This is a genomic window from Phenylobacterium sp. (assembly GCF_016793285.1).
GTDB lineage: Bacteria > Pseudomonadota > Alphaproteobacteria > Caulobacterales > Caulobacteraceae > Phenylobacterium.
On sequence record NZ_JAEUMO010000182.1, the window covers coordinates 1 to 5,066 of the forward strand.

Here is a 5,066-nt window from a genome sequence, read left to right on the forward strand (position 1 = left end):
AGGCGGCCTGGGCGGCGGCGCGCGAGGCCATCGGGCCGCACTCCGCCGCGCTCTCCGCCTTCCTCGACCACGAGCCGCAGACCAACGAGGTGCGGCGCTCGGCGGTGCTGCTGGCGGGCTTCCTGACGCTGGCGGCGGAGACGGGCCTGCCGATCCGCGCCTTCGAGGTGGGCGCGAGCGCGGGGCTGAACGCGTCGTGGGACCGCTTCCACTATCGGTTGGGCGACGCCGAGTGGGGCGACCCGGCCTCACCCGTCGATGTTCCGGTCGAGTGGAGCGGAGCCCTGCCGCCGCTGGACGCGCGCATCGAGGTGGCGGAGCGCGCCGCCTGCGACCGGCGGCCGACCGACCTGACCGATCCGGCGCAGCGCCGGCGCCTGCTCGCCAACATCTGGCCCGACCAGTTCCACCGCATCGACCGCAGCGAGCGGGCCATCGAGGTCGCGCTCCGCGAAGGCGTGAGGGTCGAGACGGCGGACGCGGTCGACTGGGTGCGTGGGCGGGTGCGGCCGCGGGCCGGCGCCGTCACCGTGCTCTACCACTCGATCTTCTGGCAGTACCTCGATCCCGCGACGCTGCAGGGCCTGAAGGACGCCATCGCGGCGCTGGCGGAGCAGGCCACGGCGGAGGCGCCGTTCGCGTGGCTGCGGATGGAGCCGCCGCTGGACAACCTGGCGCTGACGGAACTGCGGCTGACGGCCTGGCCCGGCGGCGAGGAGCGCCGGCTGGCCGAGGTCAGCCCGCACGGCGCCTGGGTGCGCTGGTCGCCCGGGGCGGGTTAACCTTCGGTACACCACGGCCGTAAACCCGGCCTTCACCATGTCGGCCCGAGATTCTACGGTGTTCTCCGTACCTAGAGGGTTGGGCCGATGGGGCTGCCGCTTGACGCCATCTTGAATGGCGACTGCCTGGAGGAGCTGGCGAAGCTCCCGGACCGCTCGGTCGACCTCGTGTTCGCCGACCCGCCGTACAACCTCCAGCTCGGCGGCGACCTGCTGCGCCCGGACAACTCCAAGGTCGACGCCGTCGACGACCACTGGGACCAGTTCGAGAGCTTCGAGGCCTACGACCGCTTCACGCGTGCGTGGCTGAAGGAATGCCGTCGCGTGCTGAAGGACGACGGCGGCCTGTGGGTCATCGGCAGCTACCACAACATCTTCCGCGTCGGCGTGGCGGTGCAGGACCTGGGCTTCTGGATCCTGAACGACATCGTCTGGCGCAAGTCGAACCCGATGCCGAACTTCAAGGGCACGCGGTTCACCAACGCGCACGAGACCCTGATCTGGGCGGCCAAGAGCCGGGGCGGGCGGCGCTACACCTTCAACTACGACGCCATGAAGATGGCCAACGACGAGCTGCAGATGCGCTCGGACTGGACGCTGCCGCTCTGCACGGGCGAGGAGCGGCTGAAGGACGAGACCGGCGCCAAGGCGCACCCGACCCAGAAACCCGAGGCGCTGCTGCACCGGGTGATCATGGCTTCGACCAGACCGGGCGACGTGATCCTGGACCCGTTCTTCGGCACCGGGACGACGGGCGCGGTGGCGCGCCGGCTGGGACGCAGGTTCATCGGCATCGAGCGCGAGACCGACTACGTGCAGGTGGCCGAGGCGCGGATCGCGCGCGTGATCCCGGCGACACCCGGCGAGATGGTCGTCACCGGCTCGAAGAAGTCCGAACCGCGGGTCCCGTTCGGCACGCTGGTCGAGGCGGGCCTGCTGCGGGCCGGCGACGTGCTCTACTGCCCGCAGGGACGCTATTCCGCCAAGGTGCGGCCCGACGGCAGCCTGGTGACGGGCGAGCTCTCCGGCTCGATCCACAAGGTGGGCGCGATGGTGCAGTCGGCGCCGGCCTGCAACGGGTGGACCTACTGGCACTTCAAGACCGACGCGGGCCTCGCCCCCATCGACGTGCTGCGGGCGAAGGTGCGGGCGCAGACGATCGCCTAGGTCGCTTCCTTCCCGTCGCGGAGGGGAAAGCAGTTGGCGCCATACCGCCTGTTCGGCCACGTTGGCCGGATGAGCGTCGGGGAAGCTGCACAGGAAAGCCGGGCGGGGGCGATCAGCCCGCGGATCTTCGTGCTGACGATGTGTACCTTCGCCTTCGGGTCGGCGGGGTTCATCTTCGCGGGCCTGCTGGAGCCGATGGCCGCGGACCTGGGGGTCTCGACCGCCGTCGCGGGGCAGTTGCAGACCGCCTATGTGCTGACCTCCGCGGTGCTGGGTCCGGTGGCGGCCTGGATGCTCGGGCGGCTGGACCGCAAGCTGGTCATCCTGCTCGGCCTGAGCCTGGCGGTCCTCATGCACATCGCCTGCGCCATCGCGCCCGACTTCCGGAGCCTGATGGTCGTCCGCGCCATCGCCGGGGTGGCGGGGGCGCTGTCCGGATCGTCGGCCAGTGTCGCGGCGGCCTCGCTGGCGCCGCCCGAACGCCGCGGCTCGGCGCTCGCCATGGTCACCGGCGGCATGACGCTGGCCTTCGTGGTCGGCATCCCGATCGGCAGCGTGGTGGGTTCGATCTTCGACTGGCGGGCGACCTTCGTCGTGGCCGCGGCGCTGGCGGGCCTGGCGCTGGCGGGCGTGCTGTTCTTCCTGCCGCGGGTGCCGGCGCCGCCGAAGCGTGAGGGCGGCCGGCTGGAGCTGAAGGGGATCTGGCCGCTCTACGCGACGAGTTTCCTGACCTTCGCGGCCAACATGACGCTGAACCTCTACATCGGCCCGATCGTGCGGGTGGGCGCCGACGTGACGGGGGCCGGCGTCGCGGTCTTCCAGTCGATGATCGGGTTCGGCGCGGCGATGGGCCTGTGGCTGGGCGGCCGCGCGGCGGACCGCGGCGCGGGCAAGGCGTGGATCCTGCAGAGCATCGCGCTCCAGTCGCTGGCCATGAGCATGCACTGGTCGGCGACGCACCACCTGCTGCCGCCGGGCCTCGCCAGCCAGGTGCTGGTCGCGGCGGCGATCTTCGTGGCGGCGACGGCGCTCTTCTCCATCTCGCCGGTGACGCAGTCGCGCCTCGTGCAGATGACCGGCGGGGCGCCGGTGGCGCTGGCGCTGAACGGCTCGGTGTTCTCGATGGGGCAGGCGCTGGGCTCGACGCTGGGGGGCGTGGCGCTGGCCAGCTTCGGCGTGCCGGCGATCCCGGCGGCGGCGCTGCTGATGTCGTTCGTGGCGTTCGCGGTGCTGAGCGTGGCGTTCCCGCGCACGGAGAAGGCGCCGGCTTAGAGCAAACTCGTCAGGCCCGCGCGGGCCGCCTTGAGGAAGACGCTCGGCAGGGCGTCCAGATCGCGCCTGGGGCTCCAGATGACCCCGTCGGCATCGCCCTCGGCGCGGAGCAAGCGCAGCGTCAGCGTGAAGTGGGTGAAGCCGTGTTCGACCTCGCCGACGCCGCGCCAGGGCGCATCGGCCGGCGCGGCGGCGTGCGCTTCGGCGTCGCTCCAGCGCGCGGCGCGCCACTCGCTGGTGGGCAACGCCAGCATGCCGCCGAGCAGGCCCCTGGGCGGGCGGCGGATCAGCGCCACTTGGTCGCCGCGGGTGAGCACGTAGGCCACGCCGTAGCGGTGTGCGCGCTCGGCTTTGGCGGTCTTCTTCGGGTAGGTCTCGGGGGCGCCGGTGGCGAGGCCGGCGCAGCGCCCGGCGATCGGGCAGCGGTCGCAGAGCGGCGCCTTGGGCCGGCAGACGGTGGCGCCGAGGTCCATCAGCGCCTGGGCCCAGTCGCCAGGGCGGTCCGCGCCGACGAGGGCCGCGGCGAGGCGCTTCAGCTCGGGCTTGGCGTCGGGCAAGGGTTGTTCGACCGCGTAGAGCCGCGCCATCACGCGCTCGACGTTGCCGTCGACGACGTTGGTGGGCAGGTCGAAGGCGATCGCGCCCACGGCGGCGGCGGTGTAGGGGCCGAGGCCGGGCAGGGTGCGCAGGCCCTCCTCGGTGTCGGGGAACACGCCGCCGTGCTCGCCTGCGACGGCGCGGGCGCAGGCCAGGAGGTTGCGGGCGCGGGCGTAGTAGCCGAGGCCGGCCCAGGCGGCCATGACCTCGCCGTCGTCCTCGCGGGCGAGGTCGGTGACGGTGGGCCAGCGCGCGGTGAACTTCAGGAAGTAGGGCGAAGCGTGCGGCACGGTGGTCTGCTGCAGCATCACCTCGGAGAGCCAGACGCGGTACGGGTCGGCGCGGACGCCGGCGGCCCGGTCGTGCGGCCCGACGCGCCAGGGCAGGGCGCGGGCGTTCTCGTCGTACCAGGCGAGGAGCTGGGCGCGGAGCGGCGTCACCGGACCCGCCTACCATCGGCCGGGGCTGCGCGGTAGGGTGGCGTCGTGTCCCGCCGGCTGCCCACCCTCGAAGAAGCGCGCGCGATCCTGAGCGCCAAGCGCACACGGCCGCAGCGGCGTCCGCCGCCGCCCGCGGGCCGGGCGCTGAACAGATATGTCCGGGAGCTGGACGGAAAGTTCGGGCAGGGCGCGGGTGCGCTGTCCGCGCGCTGGCGCGAGATCGTGGGGCCAGAGATCGCGCGGCGGACCGAACCCGTGAAGCTGGTGAAGGGCCGCAACGGCGGGCCCTCGTCGCTGGAGATCCGCGTCGCGGGGCCGGCGGCGGCGATCATCCAGCACCAGGCGCACGAGGTGCTGGCGCGGGTGAACGTGTTCCTGGGGCCCGAGGCGGTCCAGAAGCTCAGGATCGTGCAGGGGCCGCTGCACCGGACCGAGCCCGCGCCCAAGCGCCGGCCTGCGCCGCTGGACGCGGCCAGGGAGGCGGAGCTCGCCAAATCGCTGGCCGACGCGCCGGACGGCAAGCTCAAGGACGCGCTGATGAAGCTTGGCCGCGGCGTCCTGAAGCGGTCCCGCTAGCCGCCGCAGGCGCGCATTCATTTTCACCACCAAGGTCACCGAGATCACGAAGAAGCCCGGAAGCGTCTCGACGTCCTGGCGACCTTCGGGGCCTTGGCGGGGAATGAACGGCGCTGGCGCGCCACCGAGGCGGGAAGGCTCGCGCGGCCGGCCAATTCGCCGCAGCGGCGCGCCCTGGCGAGTTGACTTAAAAGCGCCGCGGTTCCATCGGCAGCTTGCCCCTGAGGGCGCG

At 72.7% G+C, this 5,066-nt stretch carries 5 protein-coding genes; 4 read left to right on the forward strand and 1 reads right to left on the reverse strand.

From position 1 onward, the window contains the following. The 3 genes from JNL41_RS15965 to JNL41_RS15975 all read left to right on the forward strand — a co-directional run. A partial coding sequence (locus JNL41_RS15965) for a DUF2332 family protein (protein ID WP_293476641.1) occupies positions 1 to 782 on the forward strand: 782 nt, incomplete at its 5' end. 87 nt (positions 783 to 869) lie between these two features. Then, complete coding sequence (locus tag JNL41_RS15970; protein ID WP_293476643.1) at positions 870 to 1,949, forward strand: site-specific DNA-methyltransferase; 1,080 nt, start codon at positions 870 to 872, stop codon at positions 1,947 to 1,949. Between the two features lie 33 nt (positions 1,950 to 1,982). Continuing rightward, a complete protein-coding gene (locus JNL41_RS15975; protein ID WP_293476645.1) occupies positions 1,983 to 3,221 on the forward strand; it encodes an MFS transporter in 1,239 nt (412 codons plus the stop codon). Here the strand turns inward: JNL41_RS15975 and mutY are convergent. After that, entirely contained in the window at positions 3,218 to 4,258 is a 1,041-nt protein-coding gene (mutY, locus tag JNL41_RS15980) for an A/G-specific adenine glycosylase (RefSeq protein ID WP_293476647.1), read from the reverse strand. The two genes, JNL41_RS15975 and mutY, sit on opposite strands and share 4 nt — an antisense overlap. Positions 4,259 to 4,303: 45 nt before the next feature. Between mutY and JNL41_RS15985 the strand changes: the two genes are divergently transcribed. Further along, a complete protein-coding gene (locus tag JNL41_RS15985; protein WP_293476649.1) occupies positions 4,304 to 4,834 on the forward strand; it encodes a DciA family protein in 531 nt (176 codons plus the stop codon). The last annotated feature ends 232 nt before the right edge of the window (positions 4,835 to 5,066 follow it).